This is a genomic window from Streptomyces sp. JLBT605 (assembly GCF_058215555.1).
Genome location: NZ_CM177087.1, coordinates 2,779,521 through 2,800,715, shown reverse-complemented (window position 1 = coordinate 2,800,715; position 21,195 = coordinate 2,779,521). Strand labels below are relative to the sequence as shown.

22 protein-coding genes are annotated in these 21,195 nt (G+C 71.1%); 15 read left to right on the top strand and 7 right to left on the bottom strand.

Going from position 1 to position 21,195, the window contains the following annotated elements:
- Positions 1–12: 12 nt before the first annotated feature.
- Entirely contained in the window at positions 13–726 is a 714-nt protein-coding gene (locus tag AC4BDD_RS12285; protein WP_490691034.1) for a UbiX family flavin prenyltransferase, read from the top strand.
- Here the strand turns inward: AC4BDD_RS12285 and AC4BDD_RS12280 are convergent.
- On the bottom strand, positions 723–878 hold the full coding sequence (locus AC4BDD_RS12280) for a hypothetical protein (RefSeq protein WP_490691033.1): 156 nt from the start codon (positions 876–878) through the stop codon (positions 723–725). The two genes, AC4BDD_RS12285 and AC4BDD_RS12280, sit on opposite strands and share 4 nt — an antisense overlap.
- Positions 879–991: 113 nt before the next feature.
- On the opposite strand from AC4BDD_RS12280, the gene AC4BDD_RS12275 reads away from it, so the two are divergent.
- The 6 genes from AC4BDD_RS12275 to AC4BDD_RS12250 all read left to right on the top strand — a co-directional run bounded on the left by AC4BDD_RS12275 (position 992) and on the right by AC4BDD_RS12250 (position 5,648).
- Positions 992–1,447, top strand: a complete 456-nt coding sequence (locus AC4BDD_RS12275; protein WP_490691032.1) for an Lrp/AsnC family transcriptional regulator — start codon at positions 992–994, stop codon at positions 1,445–1,447.
- A 62-nt stretch (positions 1,448–1,509) separates the two neighbouring features.
- The gene (gene mqnE / locus AC4BDD_RS12270; protein WP_490691755.1) at positions 1,510–2,673 is read left to right on the top strand and encodes an aminofutalosine synthase MqnE; all 1,164 of its coding nucleotides are present in this window, start codon (positions 1,510–1,512) and stop codon (positions 2,671–2,673) included.
- A gap of 148 nt (positions 2,674–2,821) precedes the next feature.
- Positions 2,822–3,526, top strand: coding sequence for a UdgX family uracil-DNA binding protein (locus AC4BDD_RS12265; RefSeq protein WP_490691031.1), 705 nt, complete (start codon positions 2,822–2,824; stop codon positions 3,524–3,526).
- A gap of 127 nt (positions 3,527–3,653) precedes the next feature.
- Positions 3,654–3,902 (top strand): DUF4229 domain-containing protein, encoded by a 249-nt coding sequence (locus AC4BDD_RS12260; RefSeq protein WP_490691754.1) that lies wholly within the window; start codon positions 3,654–3,656, stop codon positions 3,900–3,902.
- A gap of 186 nt (positions 3,903–4,088) precedes the next feature.
- Positions 4,089–4,193 carry a putative leader peptide gene (locus AC4BDD_RS12255; RefSeq protein ID WP_490691030.1) on the top strand — a complete coding sequence of 35 codons (105 nt, stop codon included), beginning with the start codon at positions 4,089–4,091 and terminating at the stop codon, positions 4,191–4,193.
- A gap of 51 nt (positions 4,194–4,244) precedes the next feature.
- On the top strand, positions 4,245–5,648 hold the full coding sequence (locus AC4BDD_RS12250) for a dicarboxylate/amino acid:cation symporter (RefSeq protein WP_490691029.1): 1,404 nt from the start codon (positions 4,245–4,247) through the stop codon (positions 5,646–5,648).
- A 91-nt stretch (positions 5,649–5,739) separates the two neighbouring features.
- Here the strand turns inward: AC4BDD_RS12250 and AC4BDD_RS12245 are convergent, their stop codons facing one another.
- On the bottom strand, positions 5,740–7,488 hold the full coding sequence (locus AC4BDD_RS12245; RefSeq protein ID WP_490691028.1) for a serine/threonine-protein kinase: 1,749 nt from the start codon (positions 7,486–7,488) through the stop codon (positions 5,740–5,742).
- 130 nt (positions 7,489–7,618) lie between these two features.
- Here AC4BDD_RS12245 and AC4BDD_RS12240 point away from each other — a divergent pair, with 130 nt between their 5' ends.
- The gene (locus tag AC4BDD_RS12240) at positions 7,619–8,125 is read left to right on the top strand and encodes a DinB family protein (protein ID WP_490691027.1); all 507 of its coding nucleotides are present in this window, start codon (positions 7,619–7,621) and stop codon (positions 8,123–8,125) included.
- Between the two features lie 131 nt (positions 8,126–8,256).
- The gene (locus AC4BDD_RS12235) at positions 8,257–9,930 is read left to right on the top strand and encodes a caspase family protein (RefSeq protein WP_490691026.1); all 1,674 of its coding nucleotides are present in this window, start codon (positions 8,257–8,259) and stop codon (positions 9,928–9,930) included.
- 56 nt (positions 9,931–9,986) lie between these two features.
- On the opposite strand, the gene AC4BDD_RS12230 is transcribed toward AC4BDD_RS12235, so the two are convergent.
- The 3 genes from AC4BDD_RS12230 to AC4BDD_RS12220 are packed head-to-tail and all read right to left on the bottom strand — an operon-like array spanning position 9,987 to position 11,429.
- On the bottom strand, positions 9,987–10,307 hold the full coding sequence (locus tag AC4BDD_RS12230; RefSeq protein ID WP_490691025.1) for a DUF6199 family natural product biosynthesis protein: 321 nt from the start codon (positions 10,305–10,307) through the stop codon (positions 9,987–9,989).
- 58 nt (positions 10,308–10,365) lie between these two features.
- Positions 10,366–10,641, bottom strand: a complete 276-nt coding sequence (locus tag AC4BDD_RS12225; RefSeq protein WP_490691024.1) for a DUF397 domain-containing protein — start codon at positions 10,639–10,641, stop codon at positions 10,366–10,368.
- Positions 10,617–11,429, bottom strand: a complete 813-nt coding sequence (locus AC4BDD_RS12220) for a helix-turn-helix domain-containing protein (protein WP_490691023.1) — start codon at positions 11,427–11,429, stop codon at positions 10,617–10,619. Before AC4BDD_RS12220 ends, AC4BDD_RS12225 begins: the two co-directional genes overlap by 25 nt.
- 234 nt (positions 11,430–11,663) lie before the next feature.
- On the opposite strand from AC4BDD_RS12220, the gene AC4BDD_RS12215 reads away from it, so the two are divergent.
- Positions 11,664–11,816, top strand: coding sequence for a hypothetical protein (locus AC4BDD_RS12215; protein ID WP_490691022.1), 153 nt, complete (start codon positions 11,664–11,666; stop codon positions 11,814–11,816).
- Between the two features lie 181 nt (positions 11,817–11,997).
- Here the strand turns inward: AC4BDD_RS12215 and asnB are convergent, their stop codons facing one another.
- Positions 11,998–13,896, bottom strand: coding sequence for an asparagine synthase (glutamine-hydrolyzing) (gene asnB, locus AC4BDD_RS12210; RefSeq protein ID WP_490691021.1), 1,899 nt, complete (start codon positions 13,894–13,896; stop codon positions 11,998–12,000).
- A gap of 170 nt (positions 13,897–14,066) precedes the next feature.
- Here asnB and AC4BDD_RS12205 point away from each other — a divergent pair, with 170 nt between their 5' ends.
- The 3 genes from AC4BDD_RS12205 to AC4BDD_RS12195 all read left to right on the top strand — a co-directional run bounded on the left by AC4BDD_RS12205 (position 14,067) and on the right by AC4BDD_RS12195 (position 17,355).
- Complete coding sequence (locus tag AC4BDD_RS12205; protein ID WP_490691020.1) at positions 14,067–14,789, top strand: TetR/AcrR family transcriptional regulator; 723 nt, start codon at positions 14,067–14,069, stop codon at positions 14,787–14,789.
- Positions 14,790–14,932: 143 nt separating this feature from the next.
- Positions 14,933–16,870 (top strand): AMP-dependent synthetase/ligase, encoded by a 1,938-nt coding sequence (locus AC4BDD_RS12200; RefSeq protein ID WP_490691019.1) that lies wholly within the window; start codon positions 14,933–14,935, stop codon positions 16,868–16,870.
- Positions 16,871–17,055: 185 nt separating this feature from the next.
- Entirely contained in the window at positions 17,056–17,355 is a 300-nt protein-coding gene (locus AC4BDD_RS12195; protein WP_490691018.1) for a hypothetical protein, read from the top strand.
- 106 nt (positions 17,356–17,461) lie between these two features.
- Here AC4BDD_RS12195 and AC4BDD_RS12190 read toward each other — a convergent pair whose 3' ends face one another.
- Positions 17,462–17,665: a cold-shock protein gene (locus AC4BDD_RS12190; protein WP_003984261.1), complete on the bottom strand. Its 204-nt coding sequence runs from the start codon at positions 17,663–17,665 to the stop codon at positions 17,462–17,464.
- 356 nt (positions 17,666–18,021) lie between these two features.
- On the opposite strand from AC4BDD_RS12190, the gene AC4BDD_RS12185 reads away from it, so the two are divergent.
- Together AC4BDD_RS12185 and AC4BDD_RS12180 are read left to right on the top strand one after the other, a co-directional pair.
- A complete protein-coding gene (locus tag AC4BDD_RS12185; protein WP_490691753.1) occupies positions 18,022–18,882 on the top strand; it encodes a menaquinone biosynthetic enzyme MqnA/MqnD family protein in 861 nt (286 codons plus the stop codon).
- Between the two features lie 275 nt (positions 18,883–19,157).
- Positions 19,158–21,056, top strand: coding sequence for a serine/threonine protein kinase (locus AC4BDD_RS12180; RefSeq protein ID WP_490691017.1), 1,899 nt, complete (start codon positions 19,158–19,160; stop codon positions 21,054–21,056).
- Positions 21,057–21,195 lie beyond the last annotated feature (139 nt).

Here is a 21,195-nt window from a genome sequence, read left to right as displayed (position 1 = left end):
TAGGCTCGGCCTGTGGAGCCGGAAGAACAACACAGCAGTGAGCAGCACCCCGCGGGGCCGCGCCGCCCCTGGGTGGTCGGAGTCTCCGGCGCGTCCGGCACGCCGTACGCCGCCTCGGTGATCCGTGGCCTGCTGCACGCGGGCGAGGACGTGGACCTGGTGATCAGCCGGGCCTCGCGGCTCACCTTGCTGGACGAGACGGGCATAGCGTTCCGGGACGCGCACTGGCGGGAGGATCTGCGCCGCTGGCTGGCGCGCGGTGCGGACGGCACGCCGGACGCCTTCGAGGTGGAGCTGGCGGACCTGGAGCGGCTGCGGCACTGGGCGGCCGGGGACCTGGCGGCCGGGCCGTCGTCCGGCTCGTACCACGTCAAGGGGATGCTGATCGTGCCGGCCAGCACGGCCTGCGTGGCCGGGGTGGCGCTGGGGCTGTCGAAGGACCTGCTGCAGCGGGCGGCGAGCGTGACGCTCAAGGAGCGGCGGCCCCTGGTGGTCGCGGTCCGGGAGACCCCGCTGAACGGGCAGACCCTGCGGCATCTGGTGACGCTCGACGAGGCGGGAGCCGTGGTGCTGCCCGCCTCGCCGGCGTTCTACGCGGGTGCGACGCACATCCAGCATCTGGTGGACTTCGTCGCCGGGCGGGTGCTCGACGCGGCAGGGGTGCCGCACCAGCTGTACCGCCGGTGGGAAGGGGAGCTGGGCGGTGCCAGGTCCCCGGAGGGTTAACCCTTCTTCGCGGCCGCGGCGGCGGCGCGGCGCTTGGCGGCCCGGCTGCGACGCGAAGGGGTGGACTGGTGGGCACGCGAGCGGTTGGCCAGGTCCTGCAGCTCGCGCATGCGGGCGTAGGCCATCTCGATCGTGTACACGGTGAGACTCATCTCCTGAGGATCGTCATTGATCGTTTGAAAGATTCACAGGGCATCCGGCCCTGATGCCTTAGATTCTACATGTAATCGCGCGAGATCGCAGAACAATGGAAGGCTCCAGGTATATGGACGCGGTGGATAGGCAGCTCATCCAGGCCCTCCGGGAGAACGGTCGGGCCTCGTACGCGGAGCTCGGGCGGCTGGTCGGCCTCTCCGGCCCGAGCGTCACCGACCGGATCAACCGCCTGGAGGCGGCCGGTGTGATCACCGGATACCGCGCCACCGTGGACGCGGCCTCCCTCGGCCTCGGCGTCACGGCCCTGATCGGCATCCAGCTCTCCGACGCCACCGACCACGAAGAGGTGGCGGAGCGGCTGCGTGAGCTGACCGAGATCGAGGACTGCTGGTTCATCGCCGGCGACGACTCGTACATGCTCAAGGTGCGGGCGAACGACGTGGACGGCCTGGAGCGGATCATCCGGCGGCTGTCGGGCACCAAGGGCGTCTCCCGCACCCGCACCACGATCGTGCTCTCCACCAAGTGGGAGAACCGGGTCGGCGAACTCCCCGCGCAGGCGTAGGGATACGGTGGGGGAGCCCGAAAAGTAGACGTATGGGAGGCAGCCGCATGGCTCCGTCTGGCCTGGATGTGGGTCGCAAGCGTGAGCTGGAGGAGAAGGTCCGCTCCGGCGAGCGGCTGACCCGCGAGGACGGCATCGCCCTCTACGACTGCGACGACCTGGCCTGGCTGGGCGGTCTGGCGCACGAGGTCCGGACGCGGAAGAACGGCGACGTCGTCCACTTCAACGTCAACCGGCACCTCAACATGACCAACGTGTGCACCGCGTCCTGCGCGTACTGCTCCTTCCAGCGCAAGCCGGGGGAGAAGGACGCGTACACGATGCGCATCGAGGAGGCCGTCCGGCTCGCCAAGGCGATGGAGGGCGAGAACCTCACCGAGCTGCACATCGTCAACGGGCTGCACCCCACCCTTCCCTGGCGCTACTACCCGCGCTCGCTGAAGGCGCTCAAGGAAGCCCTGCCGCAGGTCTCCCTGAAGGCGTTCACCGCCACCGAGATCCACCACTTCGAGAAGATCTCCGGGCTGTCCGCCGACGAGATCCTGGACGAGCTGATCGACGCCGGTCTGGAGTCGCTGACCGGCGGCGGCGCGGAGATCTTCGACTGGGAGGTGCGGCAGCACATCGTCGACCACGACACCCACTGGGAGGACTGGTCGCGCATCCACCGGCTGGCGCACTCCAAGGGCCTGAAGACCCCGTCCACCATGCTCTACGGCCACATCGAGGAGCCCCGGCACCGGGTGGACCACGTGCTGCGGCTGCGCGAGCTCCAGGACGAGACCGGCGGCTTCCAGGTCTTCATCCCGCTGCGTTACCAGCACGACTTCGTGGACATGAAGGACGGCAAGGTCCGCAACCGCCTCCAGGACCGGACCCAGATGGCCACCGGCGCCGAGGCGCTGAAGACCTTCGCCGTCTCCCGTCTGCTCTTCGACAACGTCCCGCACCTGAAGGTGTTCTGGGTGATGCACGGCGTGCAGACCGCCCAGCTCGCGCTCAACCACGGCGCGGACGACATGGACGGCTCGGTCGTCGAGTACAAGATCACCCACGACGCGGACAACTTCGGCACGCCGAACAAGCTCACCCGGGACGACCTGCTGGAGCTGATCCGCGATGCCGGCTTCCGGCCGGTCGAGCGGAACACGCGCTACGAGGTCATCCGCGAGTACGAGGGCCCGGACCCGGCCCGCCGCGAGTCCCCCCAGCCCATGCGCGTCTGATCTTTTGGGGCGCTGCCCCAAACCCCGCGCCTCAATCGCCGGCGGGGCTGGATTTTCCCGCCCGTCCGGCAAATCCAGCCCGTCCGGCGATTGAGGACAAAATCGGGAAGGGGCGGGTAGGGGAAAGATCCACCAGCCCCCACCGGGTATGACCCAGGCGGCGACGGGTACTCGGGGGCACGTGACCGCCCCCGAGGACGCCTACGACGCGACCCCCTTCGTCCCGGAGCGCGCAGATCTGCGGGCGCTGCGCGGCGCCGCCGCCCGCTGCCGGGGCTGCCCCCTGCACCACGGCACCACCCAGACCGTCTTCAGCTCCGGCGACGCCGACGCCCGGGTGGTGCTCGTGGGCGAGCAGCCCGGCGACCAGGAGGACCGCAAGGGCCAGCCGTTCGTGGGCCCGGCCGGCCGGGTGCTGATGCGGGCGCTGGACGAGGCGGGCATCGACCCCACCGAGACGTACGTCACCAACGCGGTCAAGCACTTCAAGTTCGAGCACGTCCCCGAGCGCGGCAAGCGCCGCATCCACAAGGCGCCGAATCTGCGGGAGCTGACCGCCTGCCGCCCCTGGCTCGTCGCCGAGCTCCAGCTGATCGACCCCGAGCTGATCGTGGCGCTCGGTGCGACGGCGGGCAAGGCGCTGCTCGGCCCTTCCTTCCGGGTCACCCAGCAGCGCGGCATGCTGCTGCCGTGTCCGGCGCTGGACGGGTACGAGGCCCCGCCCGGCGAGTGCCTGCTCGCCACCATCCACCCGTCGGCGGTGCTGCGCGCGGACGACCGCGAGGCGGTCTACCAGGGCCTTGTCTCCGACCTGCGCGTCGCGGCCCGGGCCCTGGGCTCGACGACGTCATGATGCGGCTGCCGCTGAAATGATCCAGAACCGGGCGTGATTCACTGGTTGTCTGGTTGTGCAGCGTCTCCCAGCAGAAGGAAGTCCCGTCGTGTCCGTCAAGCCGAGCGCCACGATCCGCTACACCGTCATGCGGCTGGGTATCTTCGCCGGCTGCTTCCTGGCGATGTGGCTCCTGGCCTACTTCGGCGTCATCCCCGCCGGCGCCAACGGATCCAACCTCGTCTGGGTGCTGCTGCTGGCACTGGTCGTGTCGGCCCCGCTCAGCCTGGTGCTGCTGCGCAAGCAGCGCGACGAGATGTCCGAGCAGCTGGTGCCGAAGGTCGACCGCCTCAAGGCGAAGTTCAACGCCGACGCCAGCCAGGAAGACGGCGTGTAACCCTCCTCACACCGGCCTCGCGCCACCCGGGCCACCCGGCCCCACCCGCACCGCACGCCCCGTCGTCAGCCTCCGCTGACCGGCGGGGCGTTGGCGTTCCCGGCATGCCTCGCAGGCGTAACGCCGACGGCACCTCTCAAAGAAAGGCTTTGAGACCCCCAAAGCCAGGGTGTTACCGTGTTCAACATGAAGACAGCAGCCGCGCACTCGATGCCCATGAGCGTCCCGCTCGTGGCGCGCCTGCACGTCGATCTTTGCCGCTGTTCCTCCGCGGCCTGTCGCCGCCGCTGACGCTTCCCCGAACAGCGGCCGGAGATCCAGCACGGACCCTCCGGCTTTCTCATGCCCCTTGCTCTGTCCCCCTCTCCTGTCCCCGGAGTGTGTCCGTTGTCGTCCACGACGTCCACGACGCCCGCGCCCGCAGCCCCGACGGGCTCCGGCAAGCCGTCCTCGTTCCGCCTTCCCAAGGTCCCGTTCTGGGCGCAGATCCTGCTGGGTCTGGGCCTGGGTGTACTGCTCGGCTGGGCCGCCCGCAGCGGTGACATCAGCTGGCTGGTGACCACCCTCGACAAGATCGGCTCGATCTTCGTCCAGCTGCTGAAGCTGGCCGTCGCCCCGCTGGTCTTCTTCGCGATCCTGGTCTCCATAACCAACCTGCGGAACGTCAACAACGCCGCCCGGCTGGCCACCCGCACCCTGCTCTGGTTCATGATCACCTCGCTGATAGCGGTGGCCATCGGCCTCGCCATCGGCCTGCTGACCAACCCCGGCTCCGGCACCGGCCTCACCCCCAAGGACGGCGCCAAGCCGGAACACGCGGGCTCCTGGCTGGACTTCCTCACCGGCATCGTCCCGGAGAACGTGATCACGCCGTTCACCGAGCTCAACGTCCTCCAGATCGTCTTCATGGCGGCGGTGGCCGGTATCGCCGCCCTCCAGCTCGGCGAGAAGGCGCAGCCGATCCTCACCCTCAGCGAGGCCGTCCTGGAGCTGCTCCAGAAGGCGCTGTGGTGGGTCATCCGGCTCGCCCCGCTGGGCAGCCTGGGCCTCATCGGCTACGCCATCGCCGAATACGGCTGGGATCTGATCAGCAAGTACGCCACCTTCACCGCCGACATCTACATCGGCTGCGCCCTGGTGATGTTCGGCGTCTACCCGCTGCTCCTGGCGACCGTCGCCAAGGTCAACCCGCTCCAGTTCTTCCGGGGCGCCTGGCCCGCCATCCAGCTGGCCTTCGTCTCCCGCTCCTCGGTCGGCACCATGCCGCTCACCCAGAAGGTCACCGAGCGCCTCGGCGTCCCGAAGGAGTACACCTCCTTCGCGGTGCCCTTCGGCGCCACCACCAAGATGGACGGCTGCGCCTCGATCTACCCGGCCATCTCCGCGATCTTCATCGCCCAGATCTTCGACGTGCAGCTGGACCTCGGCGACTACCTCCTCATCGCCTTCGTCTCCGTCGTCGGCTCCGCCGCCACCGCGGGCCTCACCGGCGCCACGGTCATGCTCACCCTGACCCTGTCCACCCTGGGCCTCCCGCTGGAGGGCGTCGGCCTGCTGATGGCCATCGACCCGGTCCTGGACATGATGCGCACCGCGACCAACGTCGCCGGCCAGGCGCTGGTCCCGGTGCTGGTCGCGGCCCGCGAGAGGATCCTCGACCGCGAGGCCTACGCCGGCGCCAAGTCCTCCCCGCTGGACGACCCGCAGGAATCGGCCACCCCCGAGCCGGTCCCGGCCGCCGCCTGACGACCGCCTGACCCCCCACGCAACCGTGCCCCGGCCTTATCGGTGAGGCCGGGGCACGGTGCTGCGCGGACAGCCCTGACCAGCGCTGGTCCTACGGCTCGTAGCGCGTCCACTGCGTGTTGTATCCCGGGATCTCCATCTCGTCTTCCCGCTGCTCAGGCGGGTAGACATTGGTGATCTCCAGCATGGCGAGGTTCTTGTCGGTGGTGATCGTGCAGAGGATGTCGCCCCGGCGGATCAGCGGATCCGGGCCGGCCAGCTGATCGTCCTCCAGCTTGGCGGGCAGCATGTGCTTGCCCTGTGCGGCGGTCGCGCAGTCCTTGGCGGATCCGCTCTTCGCCTTGCCGAACTTCGTGTGGAAAGTGATCGTGTCGGCGCTCATGGACACTTCCTCGGTGCCCTCGTCGATCGCCTTCCGGGTGCCCATGGCGTTGCCGTCGAGCGGGGCGTCGAGGTCGAAGTAGGTGTTCAGGCGGGCGCTGCCGCCGTCAACGGGTATCGGGTCCAGCTCGAGGCCTTCGCCCTGTACCTCGTCCGCCCAGTACGTGCTCGGGTCCTTGTCGCGCGGTGCGTCGTCGCCCCCGCTCGCCCAGATCAGGCCGCCGATCACTGCCAGGGCCGCCACCGTGGCGACGGTGATCAGCGGCTTGCGCTTGCGCCGCGCGGGCCGTGTCGGTGCCGGGTTCGCGGACGGCGGAGCCGCCTGAGTCGGGGCGTACGCCTGCTGGGCCGGGACGTCGGCCGCCTGGCCCACGGCGGCAGCCGCCTGGGTGGGCGCGTATGCGACCTGCTGAGCCGGAGCGGGCGCCTGGGTGGACACGTAGGTGGCGGGGGGCTCTGCCGGGGCGGCCGCCTGCGTCGGCGCATAGGCCGGGCCGAAACCCGGCGGCGGTGCCGCTTCCGCCGGCTCCGGCTGCTGGGGCCGCTCCGCCGCCTCCCCTCGCCGGGCGATCTCCTGCGCCAGCGGGGCGGGCAGCCAGTCGGTGAAGTCACGCAGCGTTCGCCCGGAGGCCCGCCGGCACCAGTCGGCCAGGGCGGCGGGGGTGGGGCGGGCGGCCGGGTCGGCGGTCAGACACATCTGAAGCAGCGGGCGCAGCTGCTCGGGGTAGCCGCTCAGGTCCGGCGGCTGCGCCTGCGTGTTGGCGATCTGGGCGGCGATGGAGAGCCCGGAGCCGTCCCCGTACGGGTGGCGGCCGGTCGCCACGACGGCGGCGATCAGGCCGAGGGCGAAGATGTCCGTTGCCGGCGTGACCTTCTGCCCCAGGGCGTGCTCCGGGGACATGTACTGCGGGGTGCCGATGAAGCCGCCGGTCCGGGTCAGCTGGGTGGTGTCGGTCGCCCGGGCGATGCCGAAGTCGATGACCCAGGGGCCGTCCGAACTGAGCAGGATGTTGCTGGGCTTGAGGTCGCGGTGGATGACGGACGCGGCGTGCACGATGCCCAGGGCGTGCGCCGTGCAGCCGATGAGCTGGAAGACGGCGGGCAGCGGCAGGGGGCCGAAGGCGGTCAGGGCGTCGTCCAGGGCGAGGCCGGGGATGTAGGCCGTGGCGATCCAGGGCTGGTCGCCGTTGATGTTGTGGTCCAGCACCGGCACGATGTGGTAGCCGGAGACCCGGCGCGCGGCCTGGACCTCCGCCTCGAAACGGGCCCGGAAGTCCGGGTTCTGGGCGAACTCGCGCCGGATCAGCTTCAGGGCGACGGGCTGGTCGCCCCGAGTGCGGGTGAGATAGACCGAACCCATGCCGCCCTCGCCGATCCTGGCGAGCAGTCGGTAACCCGAGACCTCCCGTGGGTCCTCCGGCCCCAGCGGCTTCAGGACGGACTGAGCGGCGTGCGGCATCGGTCTTCCCCTTGCTGGTACGGCGGGTGATCTCATCGTAGTCATGGCATGCCCAGGCCACGTGGGCGCGGCGGCCCGCAGGAAGCCTCTCTACCATGGCAGTTCGGTCGGCTACGGGAGAGGAATCGCCATGCCCGCGGAACGCAAGGACCCGCCCCGGACCGGAGGCGAGCGCGAGATGTTGCGCGCCTGGCTCGACTACCACCGGGCGACGCTGGCCATGAAGACCGAGGGGCTCAGCGACGAGGAGCTGCGGCGCCAGTCGATGCCGCCTTCGACCCTCTCCCTGCTCGGGCTGGTGCGGCACATGGCCGAGGTGGAGCGGGCCTGGTTCCGGCGAGTGATCAGCGGTGAGGACATCCCCCACGTCTGGTCGGACAAGGGGGACTACCAGGAGGCGTACGACGCGAGCAACGCCACCCGGGCGGAGGCGTTCGCCGCCTGGGAGCGCGAGGTCGAGCACGCCCGCCGGATCGAGGCGGCGGCGGAGTCGCTGGACGTCACCGGGTACCAGCCCAAGTGGGGCGAGGACGTGTCGCTGCGCATGGTGATGCTGCACCTGATCCACGAGTACGCCCGGCACAACGGCCACGCCGACTTCCTGCGCGAGGGGATCGACGGGACGGTGGGAGCCTGACCGCCCGACTGGACGTTCCCTCATGATCTGACCCCAACTCGGCTGCTCCTGAAGGCGAGTGGCGGCACACTTGTTGCACTGCGGCGATCAGGGCCGCAGCGGGGGCACGAGGATCGTGGGGGCCAGCAAGCGTGCGACTGCCTGACCGGGACCGTTCACGCGCCGTACTGATCGGCGTCGGCGAGTACACCAGCTCCGAGCTGCCCGATGTGCCGGCGGTCCACAACAATGTGCGGGACCTGGGCCGCGAGCTCACCAGGGCGCGCGGTGGGGCCTTCCACCCCGAGCACTGCGTGGAGATCACCGACCCGGTGGACGGCCACAGCCTGGGCCGCCAGCTGCTGCACGCGGCCCGTCAGGCCGAGGACGTGCTGCTCGTGTACTACTCCGGGCACGGCCTGGTGGGGACGCACAAAGGGGAGCTGTTCCTGGCCCTGGCCGAGACCGACCCGGACGCCGTCTTCTTCTCCGCGATGGCGTTCGAAGGCGTGCGGCGGGCCTTCCTCGACAGCCCGGCGAAGAACCGGATTCTCCTCCTGGACTGCTGCTTCTCCGGCCGGGCCATCGGCGGCCACCTCTCGGACGAGGTGTCGGCGCTGATCGGCCAGATCGACATCTCCGGCACCTACGTCCTCACCTCGGCCGCGGCGAACGAGCCCGCGCTGGTGGAGGAGGGCGCCCGGCACACCGCCTTCACCGGAGAGCTGATCTCCCTGCTGCGCGAGGGCGGCCGGACACTGGACGGTCTCTACCGGGAGCTGCACAGGTCGCTGACCGGACGCGGCGTGCCCGCGCCGCAGCGGTGCGGGACGGAGACCGCGCAGGAGCTGGTACTCGTCGCCGGGCCGGGGCCCGCCCGCCCGGAACCGAAGTCTCCGTCGTCGGGCGAGGCCCCCTCCGCGGAGGAGGCCGCGCGACTGGCCGCGGCCGGCGATCTCGAAGGGGCGGTGGCCGTCTACCGCTCGCTCGCCAAGACGGACGCCCGCCGTTACGGGCCCGCCCTGGCCACCGGCCTCCGCGCTCTGAGCAGCGATATGCAAAGGCTCGACCGGCTGGAGGGAGCGCGGGCAGCCCTTGAAGAGGCCGCGCGGGTCTACCGGGCGCTGAACGGAGAAGAACCCTCCGCCTTCTGCGGCCATGCCGCGGCCGTTCTCGGCGAGCTGGGCCGGATCCTCACCCGCCTGGGGAGGCGGGCCAAGGCACTCGCCGTACAGGAGGAGGCGGCGGAGCTGCTGCGAGGCCTGGTGAAGGAAGGGGCTTCGGAGAAGCGGCAGGGGCTGGCCCAGCTGCTCAGCGACATCTCCGACAACCTGATCCAGCTGGAGAAGGCCGAGCAGGCTCTCGTGACCGGCGAGGAACTGGTGTCGATCTACCGCGAACTGGTGGCGGAGGACCCGGCGCGCTTCAACGCCACCTTCGCCGACGAGCTGCTTCTCCTGCGTTCCCTCCTCGCTGAGGTGGAGCGATTCGACGAGGCGTTCCGAGTGAGCGATGAAGCGGTGGACATCTACCGGGTCCTGGCCGAGGAGGACCTGGAGCAGTACGGCTCAGCACTGGCCGAGGCTCTGATGGACCTCGGCGTGGCCCTGACGGACCTCGAAGCGCATGCGGAAGCGCTGGAGGTGGACTCCGAGGCCGTCGAGCTGCTGCGCCCGATGGCGCGCACCGCCCCCGAGACCTGCCGTCCGCTGCTTGCCCAGGCGCTCAAGCACAAGTCCATCGACCTCAGAGAACTGGGCCGGGAGAAGGCAGCGCAGGCAGTCGACGAGGAGGCGAAGGCGCTGGTGGCAGCGCGGGCCTTATGAGAGCTCGCCGCGCTCGCCCGGCGCCGCGTCGAAGCTGTACTCCCAAAGCGGCGCTTTCAGGCGGTGAGGACAGGATCTCCGGTCGGCGTCACCTCGATGACGGGCGTCAACTGGGCGCTTGAACGTTCGATTTCGCGTTCGATTCGCGATATCTCTTCTTCAGACTCTTGTACCTTGCACCCCGCGAAGAGGATCATCGCCGCGAAGATGAATAGCATCACGCGCTTCCACATCAGCGCCGCGTCCGATGGCTCGTTGGCTTCCGGGTTGCTATACCACCTCGCGTTGAGGCGCCACCAGAGCTTGCGCTGATCGGCAAGCCCGAGCGCCGCGAAGGCAACGGCGATAACGATGCAGAAAATGAGCTGACCGCTCACGTGGAAATTCCCCCCTCTATGTGTCGGCCCCGCCATGCGGCGGGAGTGCCCCTGACCGTCAGGCGTCGGGGAACTCGCCGCGCTTGAGGGCGGTGACGAAGGACGACCACGCGTCGGCCGAGAAGATCAGCGCGGGGCCGCCGGGGTCCTTGCTGTCGCGGACGGGGACGACTGAGGGGTGGCCGTCCGCGACCTCGATGCAGTTGCCCGCGCCCCCGTCGCTGTAGCTGGACTTGCGCCACTCGGCGACCTCGACGCAGTTGCTCGGCCCTCCGTCGCTGTAGCTGGACTTGCGCCATATGGCGGTGCTCAGGTCGATGCCGGGGGATCGCATGGTGTGCTGTCCTCCATCAACTGCTCGATGAACGCCAGGGAGTCCCGAGGCGCGAGGGCCACGTCTCGTAGGGCATCGTAAGACAGCCTGAAACGCTGTTCGGCTTCCTCAGCGTCCTCGATCAACTCACCACCCTTGCTGCTCTCCAGGAAAGCCGCCGTGCGTCCGCCGAGGGGTCGGAGGAGCGTCAGGCCACCGTTCATGAGGTCGTGGAGTCCCGCCGCGAAGGGCAGGATCTGCACAGTGATGTGCGGTAGCGATGCCGCTTCGAGGAGATGGGCGAGCTGTCCACGCCACTCCTCGGGATCCAGCAGCGGCCTGCGAAGCACCGCCTCATCGAGTATCGCCCGCAGAAATGGGGGGCTCTCGCGACGCAGCAGCTCCTTTCGGCCCAAGCGCGCGCCAAGTTGCACCTCCAACTCGGCATCCGCAGCGGGCCGATGCGGTGTTGACCACAACAGCGCGCGTGCGTACGCCTCGGTCTGGAGCAACCCTGGAACGATGCTCCCGGCGTAGCACTCGATGATCGAGGCTTCCGCTTCAAGCTCCATGTACCGCTTGTACTTGTCCCGGAACGGGACGCCATCCTTGGCCAGCTCCCACAGCCGCATCAGCAGCGGCGTCGTGGCGTAGACCGTGTCCAGCGCCTCAATGACCTCTGGACCCCCGAGGTTCTTCCCCTTCTTCATGCCGTGCAGGTGGCCGTGGTCCCAGCCGACCTTGTCGGCCAGCTCCCTCAGCGACAGGCCGGACTCCTGGCGCAGTCGGGCAAGTTCAGCGGCAAGCATCACTCGCGGCGAGCGCGCACCGTTCTGCGCGATCGGTTTCCGTGGTGGCATCGAACACCCTTCCGTTGTGCTTAGACGGGTCCCGGTAAGCCAACGCCTGCGCCTGTTACGTCAACAGTTACCTCCTGTCACGGTAGGTGAACGTCCGCCAGCATGAGGGGTGTTCAAACGAAGACCCCCGCGACGTTCGTGGCGTCCGGGGGCGTGGCCACCAACCCTCAGGAGGTTGACGACATGTCGAACTGTAGCGCCAGCACGGAGCCCCCGCCCGCGCACAGCGAGGATCAGGACAACCCGGAGCGCCCGGACCTGGCGGAACTCAGCCAGCGCGCGGACGCCCTCGACGCCCAGATCCGTGACCACCTGACGCGCGGGAGGAAGAAGTGATCACGGGCACGATCATGAAGGGCGCCGACTGGGTGCTGAGCACCGAGATCGCCGAGGGTGCGCCGGAGGGCGCAGATCCCCCTCCAGCGCACCGCCACCCCTGGTAAGCGGATCAGTCCGCAAGGACCGTGGTCAAGGTCGGCTCTGCGCCACGGAGTGTTCCGTCTCGGCCAGCCGAGACTCACCACTCGAGCCGGACCGCGTACCGGCGCAGCCAGGTGTCGAGGAGCAGGGCCGTTTCCATGGCGAAGCGGGTGAGGTAGTCGTCCAGGGGGGTGGTGGGGGAATGGACGGCCGTCCGGGTCGTCCAGGCCCGGTCGAGGAGGGCGTGGACCGGGGCAGCGGAGTCCGCGGTGAGCTCGGCGAACTGGGCACGGACGGCCTGGGTGTACGCGCGGTGCGGGGTCGAGGGGTACGGGCTCTTGGGGCGGTCGGCGACGGCGGCGGGGAGCAGGTCGCGGGTGGCGGCACGCAGCAGGGACTTCTCGCGGCCGTCGTGGGTCTTCATCGCCCAGGGCGCGTTGTGGACGTAAGTGACCAGCCGGTGGTCGCAGAAGGGGACGCGCGCCTCCAGGCCGGTGGCCATCGACATGCGGTCCTTGCGGTCCAGCAGGCGGGGCAGGAAGCGGGTGAGGGCGAGGTGGCCGACCTCGCGCATCCGGCGCTCGTGTGGGTCGGTGACGTGCGGGGGATGCTCGACCTCGGCCAGCGCCTGCCGGTAGCCGTCGCGGCGGTAGGCGGGCAGGTCGAGGCGTTGGCGCAGGGCGGGGGAGAGGAGGCGGTCGAGGGTGTCGGCGAAGCCGGGTCCGTGCTCGGAGATCCAGGGGAAGGTGCCCGAGGCGAGGGCGGCGGGGTCGCGGAACCAGCCGTAGCCGCCGAAGAGTTCGTCCGCCGATTCACCCGAGAGGGCGACCGTGGAGTGGCGGCGTACGGCCTTGAAGAGGAGGTAGAGGGAGGTGTCCCGCTCGCCGCGGCCGATCGGCAGGTCGCGGGCGGTGAGCGCGGTGGCGCGGTGCAGCGGGTCGGCGAGGTCGGCGACCGGCAGGACGATGTCGGTGTGGTCGGTGCCGGTGTGCGCGGCGACGGCGTGTGCGTACGGGTGGTCGGGGCTGCGGCTTGCGGCGGTGGAGCCGGCGTCCGCCTGGGGTGGGCCCGCGAAGTCGACGGCGAAGGTGGCGAGCGGGCCGGTGGAATCGGCGGCGAGGCGGCGGGCGGCCAGGGCGGTGATCGCGCTGGAGTCCAGGCCGCCGGAGAGCAGGGCGCAGCGGGGTACGTCGGAGATCAGCTGACGGCCCACCGTGTCGTCGAGCAGGTCGCGGACGGTCCCGATGGTGGTGGCGAGGTCATCGCGGTGCTCGGTGGTGCGCAGCGTCCAGTACGGGCGGGAGCGCAGCCGGGCGGCCGTGCGCCGCAGTCCGTCGCGGGTCACCCGCAGGATCTGGCCCGGTACGACCTCGTACATGCCCTGGTAGACGGCGTGGCCGGGGGTCTTGGCCAGCGCGAACAGCTCCCGCATCCCGTCCAGGCCGACGGTGGGCGTGGCGGCGGGGTGGGCGAGGATCGCCTTGGGCTCGGAGCCGAAGAGCAGGCCGCCGGGGGTGGGGTGGTAGAAGAGCGGCTTGACGCCGAGGCGGTCCCGGACCAGAAGCAGCCGGCTGTCGCGGGTGTCCCAGAGGGCGAAGCCGAACATGCCGTTCAGCCGCTCGGCGAAATCCTCGCCCCACTCCAGGTAGGCGGCGAGCACCACCTCGGTGTCGCTCTCGGTGCGGAAGCGGTGGCCGCGGCCGGTGAGTTCGGCGCGCAGCTCGCGGTAGTTGTAGACCTCGCCGCTGAAGGTGATGACCGCGGCCGGGCGGCCGTCGGGGGCGGTGGCCGGGGCGCGCATGGGCTGGTCGCCGGTGGCCAGGTCGATGACGGCGAGGCGCCGGTGGCTGAGGAGCGCGTGGTGGTCGGCCCACCGGCCCTCGGAGTCCGGACCGCGGCAGGTGAGGGTCGCCGTCATGGCGGTCAGCACCTCCGGTGCGTCCTGCTGTGCCGTCAGGTCCCGTCCGAAGTCCACCCAGCCCGCCACACCGCACACGCTCCGCACCTCCTTTGCGGAATCTATGGCATGGCGGTGCGCGCGCCTGTGATCCAGGACTTTTCGATCGTGTCCGCCGCTCTTTTCTGCTCCCCGTAGGCTGGGCGAAGGGTCAGGGGGTGGGCGTCGGACCCCCTGAGGGGACACGGGGGCGGGAGGGGACATTTCGCGTGGGTGCGGTCAAGAGCAAGCGAGTGCCGCGGGCGGTCCGGGAGCAGCAGATGCTCGACGCGGCGGTGCGGATCTTCGCTCGGCGCGGCTACCGGGCGGCGTCGATGGACGAGATCGCCGAGCTGGCCGGGGTCTCCAAGCCGCTGGTCTATCTCTACCTCAACTCCAAGGAGGAGCTGTTCTCGGCGTGCATCCGGCGTGAGGCGGCGTCGCTGGTGGCGGCGATCCGGGACGCGCTGGAGCCCGGGGCCTCGGCGGACCGGCAGATGTGGTGCGGGCTGAACGGCTTCTTCGCGCACACCGCGGCCCACCCGGACGGCTGGGCGGTGCTGCATGTCCAGGCGCGCAGCCAGGGCGAGCCGTTCGCCCTGGAGGTGGCGGCTATGCGGGCGGAGCTCGTGGACCTGGTGACCCGGCAGATCACCACCGCGGCCCGGGAGGCGGGGTGCGCGAGCGCGCCCACCGAGCGGGAGTCGGCCGGGCTCGCGGAGGCGCTGGTGGGCGCGGCCGAGTCGCTGGCCGACTGGGTGGGGTCCGGTTCCGGCTCGGGTGACGGTCCCGGCTCCGGCCTGGGTTCGCTCCCCTGGCACGCGCACGCGGACACATACGGCGGGGTCCCTTCCCCCAAGGAGACGGCGGCGATGCTGATGAACTTCGCCTGGGCGGGGCTGGGCAACCTGATGCGGGGACAGGGGTGGTCGGCGCAGGGAGGCCACCGGTAGGGGGTGTCCGACGGGTCTGCGCGGCGTCCACGCCGACCCATCGGATGCCCCCCAAGACGGCAACTCCTGCTGTCGCGGGGGTTCCCTTCCGGCGACCAACGGCCCTACGTTTCAGTAAGGTTACTGACGGGTCAGGAGTTGCCATGCCCAAGCAGCCAGCACCGACCATGCCCGCCCTGGTGCCGCCCCGCGTGCACGCCGTCGCCGGCGTCGTCCGCGAGGCGGCCGTCCCACCGCTCGCGCCACCGGTCCTGCGCGGCAGCCTCGCCGACATCCCCTTCGACAACGCGGCCGAGGCGCCCGAGGAAGCCGTACTCAGCCGCAAACTGCCGGACGGCAGCTGGCGGGACGTCACCGCCACCGAATTCGCCACCGAAGTCCTCACCACCGCCAAGGGCCTGATCGCGCACGGCCTGCGCCCCGGCGACCGGCTCGCCATCATGGCCCGCACGACCTACGAATGGACCCTGCTCGACTTCGCGGCCTGGGCCGCCGGGCTGGTCACCGTGCCGATCTATCCGACGTCCTCCGCGCATCAGGCGCACTGGATCCTGCACGACTCGGGCGCCGCGGCCTGCGCCGTGGAGGACGTCGAGCAGGCCCGGCTGATCACCGGGTTCCGCGGGGAGCTGCCGGGGCTGGCCCATCTGTGGCAGCTCGACGCCGGGGCGGTCGGCACGATCGTCGCGGCGGGCCGGAACGTCCCCGAGGAGCTGGTGGAGCAGCGGCGTGCGCAGCGCGGCCCGCAGGACATCGCCACGCTCGTCTACACCTCGGGCACCACCGGCCGGCCCAAGGGCTGCGTCCTCACCCACGGCAACTTCTTCGCTGAGGTGGACAACGCCGCGGAGCTGCTCCACCCGATCTTCAAGTCGCTTCAGGAGGATCCGGCGGCCACCCTGCTCTTCCTGCCGATGTCCCACGTTTTCGGCCGCATGGTCGCGGTCGGATGCCTGCGGGCGCGGGTCCGCCTCGGGCACGCGCCGAGCATCGGAACCGAGGACCTGCTCGCGGATCTCGCGGGCTTCCGGCCGACCTTCCTGCTCGCCATCCCCTACGTCCTGGAGAAGGTGTACAACACCGGGCGGGCGACGGCGGAGAAGATGGGCCGCGCCGCCTCCTTCGACCGGGCGGCGGCGATCGCCATCCGGTACGGCGAGGCGCGGGAGGCGACGGCCGGCCACCGAGCGTCCGACGGGGCCGGGCGCGGCCCGGGGCTGGGCCTGCGGACCGCCCGCGCGCTCTACGACCCGCTCGTCTACCGCCGGATCCGGGCCGCGCTCGGGGGCCGGGTGCGGTACGTCATCTGCGGAGGCTCACCGCTGGGCCGCCGGCTCGCCGCCTTCTACGCCGGGGCGGGCATCGACGTCTACGAGGGTTACGGGCTGACCGAGACCACCGCGGCGGTCACCGTCACCCCACCGCTCAAGCCGCGGCTGGGGACGGTCGGCTGGCCGCTGCCGGGCAGCGCGGTGCGGATCGCCGACGACGGCGAGGTGCTGCTCCGCGGGGGCCAGGTGTTCTCCGGCTACTGGGACGCGGCGCTGGGCGGGCCGGCCGGGGCGGGGCCGGGCCCCGAGGAGCGGTGGTTCGCCTCCGGCGACATCGGTGCGCTGGACGACGAGGGCTACCTCACCATCACCGGCCGGAAGAAGGAGATCATCATCACCGCGGGCGGCAAGAACGTCGCCCCCGCCCCGCTGGAGGACCGGCTGCGCGCCCATCCGCTGGTGGACCAGTGCATGGTCGTCGGCGACGGCCGCCCGTACGTCACGGCGCTGATCACCCTGGAGCAGGAGGGGCTGGCGCACTGGCGGGCGATGCACAAGAAGGTGGAGGTCTCGCTGCGGCGGCTGGTCCGGGACGAGGAGCTGCTGGCCGAGATCGAGCGCGCGGTGGACGACGCCAACGCCCTGGTCTCGCGGGCCGAGGCGATCCGCCGGTTCCGGGTGCTGCCGTCGGCGTGGACGGAGCAGTCCGGCCATCTGACGCCGTCGCTCAAGCTGAAGCGGGCCGTGATCGCGCGGGACTTCGCGGCGGAGATCGACGGGCTGTACACGCGGACGGCGGACACCCCCTAGGGCTGGGGCCCGAGCCCGTCCGGCTGCCGCCCCGGCAGGCTGCCGACCCGGCCGGCTCGGGTGCGACAGTGCCCGGGCGCGACGGGGCCCGGGCACGGCGGGCGGCGCGCTCAGGGGGGCCGGTGAACAGCGGAGCGTATAGTGCGAAAGGGGCGAAAGGTGTAGACGTCCATCGGGAGTGATGTATGACCACCGCCGTCCACCATGAGCACTCCGGCCATGCCCACCAGCACGGCCCCGACTGCGGCCACCCGCAGATTCCGCACAGCGACCATCTGGACTACTCGCACGACGGCCATCTGCACCGAGCGCACGACGGCCACTGGGACGAATGCGAACCGGACGGCCACGTCGAGCACGCGGCCCACGAGCACGAGCACGGCCCGCACTGCGGCCACCAGCAGGTGCAGCACGGCGATCATGTGGACTACCTGCACAACGGGCACCGGCACGCGGCCCACGAGGGCCACTGGGACGATCACTGAGGCTGCGAAAGCGAAAAAGGGCAGGAGCCCCGCCCCTCCGCCGAAGCGGGGGAGCAGGGCTCCTTGGGTACTGCGAACGTCGACCGCGATCGGTCGACCCGGATCATCAGACCGGGGTGACGTTCTCCGCCTGCGGACCCTTCGGGCCCTGGGTGACGTCGAAGTTCACCTGCTGGTTCTCCTCCAGGGAGCGGAAGCCAGAGGCGTTGATCGCGGAGTAGTGAACGAAGACATCCGGGCCGCCGCCGTCCTGGGCGATGAAGCCGAAGCCCTTTTCAGCGTTGAACCACTTGACGGTTCCGGTAGCCATAAGCCCTCCTTGGGCCAAAGGGTTGCCCTGCTCCAGAACCTGCAAGAAGTCTGAAAATTACAAAAGCCTGCGGGTTACATGCTCCGCAGGCTCTGTACTGCAAGGGAAACCAAACTGCAACTTGCGGCGAGCCTAGCACGGTGGAAGCGCGGGAGGAAAGAGCCGAAGATCACGAAAGTCGTGGGTTTCCAGGGCTTTGGTCAGGGGCATGACCGCAGGTCGGGCTGGGTGAGACGCGCCGGTGAGCGCCCCCCGGCGCCGGGCCGCCGACGACCGAGGCTTAGCCTCCGTATGTGGACAATTCAGTGAGTTCCGCCGGGCAGGATTTCGTCGACGCGGCCGGCCCTTCCGGGGGCCTGGCCCAGGGTGCGAGCAGGCCGCGGGTCGGCCACATTCAGTACCTCAATTGCCTGCCTCTTTACTGGGGCCTGGCCCGCACGGGCAGCCTGCTCGATCTTGAGCTCAGCAAGGACACCCCGGACGCGCTCAACGACCAGCTGGTCGAGGGCCGCCTCGACATCGCCCCGATCAGCCTCGTGGAGTACCTCCGGCACGCGGAGGACCTGGTCGCCCTGCCGGACATCGCGGTCGGCTGCGACGGACCGGTGATGTCCTGCGTGATCGTCTCTCAGGTCCCGCTGGAGCAGCTGCACCGGGCGCGCGTCGCACTCGGCTCCGCCTCGCGCACCTCCGTGCGCCTGGCACGGCTGCTCCTGGCCGAGCGGTACGGGGTGGAGCCCGACTACTACACCTGCCCGCCGGACCTCGGCCTGATGATGCGCGAGGCGGACGCGGCGGTGCTCATCGGAGACGCCGCGCTCCGCGCCCATCTGCACGAGGCGCCCAAGTACGGCCTCCAGGTCCATGACCTGGGCCAGATGTGGAAGGAGTGGACCGGCCTGCCGTTCGTCTTCGCGGTCTTCGCGGCCCGCCGCGACTACCTGGAGCGCGAGCCGGCGATCGTGCGCCAGGTCCACGAGGCGTTCCTCGCCTCCCGCGACCTGTCGCTGCAGGAGGTCACCAAGGTCGCGGAGCAGGCCGCCCGCTGGGAGGCGCTGTCCGCGCCGGTCCTGGAGCGCTACTTCACCACCCTCGACTTCAGCCTCGGCGAGGCGCAGCTGGAGGGGATCGCGGAGTTCGCCCGGCGCACCGGTCCGGCGCTGGGACTCGCCGAGGACGTGCGGGTGCGCCTGCTGCCGGCCGACCGGACCGGCTGAGCCCCGCCGGACACCGGGAACCCTCGGCCGGTGCGCGGGCCGCCGCCTAGGGGGTGTCCGATGGGTCTCCGCGGCGTCGCGGCGTCTGGCACCCACGCTCGCGGCGTTGTCGTCGGTCGCCGATGTCCCCCAGCTACCGCTGGGAGGTACCCCCACCGCATGGACTCCCTCCTCCGCCTTGCGATCGCAGGCACCAGACGCCGCTCCTTCTCCCACGGCGACCCATCGGACACCCCCTAAGCTGGACGCCGCAGCCGAGGGGGAGGGCCATCGAGATGCAGCCGCTGGGGGCGGAGGATCCGCGGACGATCGGCGCCTACCGGATTGTCGGGCGGCTCGGGAGCGGCGGGATGGGCCGGGTCTACCTCGGGCGCAGCTCGGGTGGCCGGACGGTCGCGGTCAAGGTGGTGCACCCGCACTTCGCCCTGGACGAGCAGTTCCGGGCCCGTTTCCGGCGTGAGGTGAGCGCGGCCCGGCGGGTCGGCGGCAGGTGGACCGCGCCGGTCCTGGACGCCGACCCCGAGGCCCGGGTGCCGTGGGTGGCCACCGGCTATGTGGCGGGCCCCTCACTGAGCCAGGCCGTCGCGGACACCGGGCCGCTGCCCGAGGCGTCGGTGCGGGCGCTGGCCGTGGGGCTGGCCGAGGCGCTGGCCGCCGTGCACGCCCTCGCCCTGGTGCACCGCGACGTCAAACCGTCGAACGTGCTGCTCGCCCTCGACGGCCCCCGCCTGATCGACTTCGGCATCGCGCGCGCCACCGAGGGCACCGTCTCCCTGACCTCCACCGGCGCCTCGATCGGCTCGCCCGGCTACATGTCGCCCGAGCAGATCCTCGGCAAGGTCGTCGACAGTCCGACCGACGTCTTCTCGCTGGGCGCGGTGCTGGCGTACGCGGCGACCGGCGCCGGCCCCTTCCCCGGGGACAGCTCCGCCTCGCTGCTCTACAAGGTGGTGCACGAGGAGCCGGTGCTCGGCCCGGGGCTCGCTCCGGACCTGCGCGAGCTGGTCGCCGCCTGCCTGGCCAAGGAGCCGGGCGAGCGGCCCACCCCCGAGCAGATCGTCCGGCAGCTGGCCCCGGACGGCGGCGCGGCCGGACTCGTCCGGTCCGGCTGGCTGCCCGGCCCGCTGGTCGAGCAGATCAGCCGGCAGGCCGTGGACCTTCTCGACCTGGAGGCCGCCGCCCCGGTCGGCAGCTTTCCGGCCGCGGGCGTCCCGGGCGCCGGTGCTCCGGCCCCCGGCGTCCCCGCGCCTGGTGTCCCGGCCCCCGGTGTCCCGGGTGCCGCGCCCGGCGCCGGGCCGGACATCGCCGATCAGCCGCCCGGGACGGCCCAGCCGCTGGATCCGTCCGCGGCCCCGGCCCTGGGCACCTTCGGGCCGCCGGACCCGGGCTACGGCAGCGGCCACCCGGGCGCCGGCCCGGCCACGGTCCCGCCGCAGCCCGGTGGGAGCGCCGTGCCGCAGGACGCGGCGGACCGGCAGACCCCCGCGGACGCGGCCGGCCGGCAGAGACCCGCGGGCGCCCCGGCCGACGTCTCGTCGGATGCGGACGCGTCGGGGGACTCCTTGGGCGGCCGCCGGATCGCGCTCTCCGCCTCCTTGGGCGGCAAGGGCAGGCCCAGGGCGGTCAGCTGCTCCCTGGTGCTCTCGATCGCCGGGGCGCTCGCCCTGGCGACCACGGCCACGGTGTTCCTCAGGGGGCTGTCCGACGACGAGACGGCCAACGCGGACAAGGGCCGGCAGCCGGGGGCCTCGCAGACCCCCACCGGAGCGGACCCCGACTACCAGACCCCCGAGCCCGGGTCCTCGGTCTCTCCCGCGTTCATCGGCACCTGGCGCGGGAACGTGGTGCAGGCGGACGGCATGCCCAACGGCACCATGACGGCGACCATCGCCGCGGGGAAGCCCGGCGACACCGTGGTGCACATCAAGTACGAGGTGAAGGTCGAGTCCGTCGGCCTGTCCTGCTTCAGCAAGGGCAAGCTCACCGCCGCCGACCGCGAGCGGCTCACGGCCCGGGAGAGCACCGATCCGGGCAAGCCCAGCGACTTCGGCTGCACCGGGAACTCCACCACCGTGACCTTCACCCTCGGCAAGGACGGCCGACTGGTCTTCAAGTCAAGGGACGCGGACGGCGGCAAACCCACCGCCGAGCTGCGCAGGACCGACGGCGACTGACCCGGCCAGGTGGTCGGCCGGGTGGCCCCCCGGCTGTTCCTCCCGCTGTTCCTCCGGCGAAGCCGGGGGAGCGCCCCCAGGCGGCGGAAACCCCTGGCGTACGCTGGATCAGTCCGTCGTAACCGCTCCGAAAGGGACG

What these genes read in the sequence shown, in the direction of transcription:
- AC4BDD_RS12280 (WP_490691033.1), bottom strand. Translation starts at nt 878, where the DNA reads ATGAGTCTCACCGTGTACACGATCGAGATGGCCTACGCCCGCATGCGC.
- AC4BDD_RS12275 (WP_490691032.1), top strand. Translation starts at nt 992, where the DNA reads ATGGACGCGGTGGATAGGCAGCTCATCCAGGCCCTCCGGGAGAACGGT.
- AC4BDD_RS12265 (WP_490691031.1), top strand. Translation starts at nt 2,822, where the DNA reads ATGACCCAGGCGGCGACGGGTACTCGGGGGCACGTGACCGCCCCCGAG.
- AC4BDD_RS12260 (WP_490691754.1), top strand. Translation starts at nt 3,654, where the DNA reads ATGCGGCTGGGTATCTTCGCCGGCTGCTTCCTGGCGATGTGGCTCCTG.
- AC4BDD_RS12255 (WP_490691030.1), top strand. Translation starts at nt 4,089, where the DNA reads ATGAAGACAGCAGCCGCGCACTCGATGCCCATGAGCGTCCCGCTCGTG.
- AC4BDD_RS12250 (WP_490691029.1), top strand. Translation starts at nt 4,245, where the DNA reads ATGCCCCTTGCTCTGTCCCCCTCTCCTGTCCCCGGAGTGTGTCCGTTG.
- AC4BDD_RS12245 (WP_490691028.1), bottom strand. Translation starts at nt 7,488, where the DNA reads ATGCCGCACGCCGCTCAGTCCGTCCTGAAGCCGCTGGGGCCGGAGGAC.
- AC4BDD_RS12240 (WP_490691027.1), top strand. Translation starts at nt 7,619, where the DNA reads ATGCCCGCGGAACGCAAGGACCCGCCCCGGACCGGAGGCGAGCGCGAG.
- AC4BDD_RS12225 (WP_490691024.1), bottom strand. Translation starts at nt 10,641, where the DNA reads ATGCGATCCCCCGGCATCGACCTGAGCACCGCCATATGGCGCAAGTCC.
- AC4BDD_RS12220 (WP_490691023.1), bottom strand. Translation starts at nt 11,429, where the DNA reads ATGCTTGCCGCTGAACTTGCCCGACTGCGCCAGGAGTCCGGCCTGTCG.
- AC4BDD_RS12215 (WP_490691022.1), top strand. Translation starts at nt 11,664, where the DNA reads ATGTCGAACTGTAGCGCCAGCACGGAGCCCCCGCCCGCGCACAGCGAG.
- AC4BDD_RS12200 (WP_490691019.1), top strand. Translation starts at nt 14,933, where the DNA reads ATGCCCAAGCAGCCAGCACCGACCATGCCCGCCCTGGTGCCGCCCCGC.
- AC4BDD_RS12195 (WP_490691018.1), top strand. Translation starts at nt 17,056, where the DNA reads ATGACCACCGCCGTCCACCATGAGCACTCCGGCCATGCCCACCAGCAC.
- AC4BDD_RS12190 (WP_003984261.1), bottom strand. Translation starts at nt 17,665, where the DNA reads ATGGCTACCGGAACCGTCAAGTGGTTCAACGCTGAAAAGGGCTTCGGC.
- AC4BDD_RS12180 (WP_490691017.1), top strand. Translation starts at nt 19,158, where the DNA reads ATGCAGCCGCTGGGGGCGGAGGATCCGCGGACGATCGGCGCCTACCGG.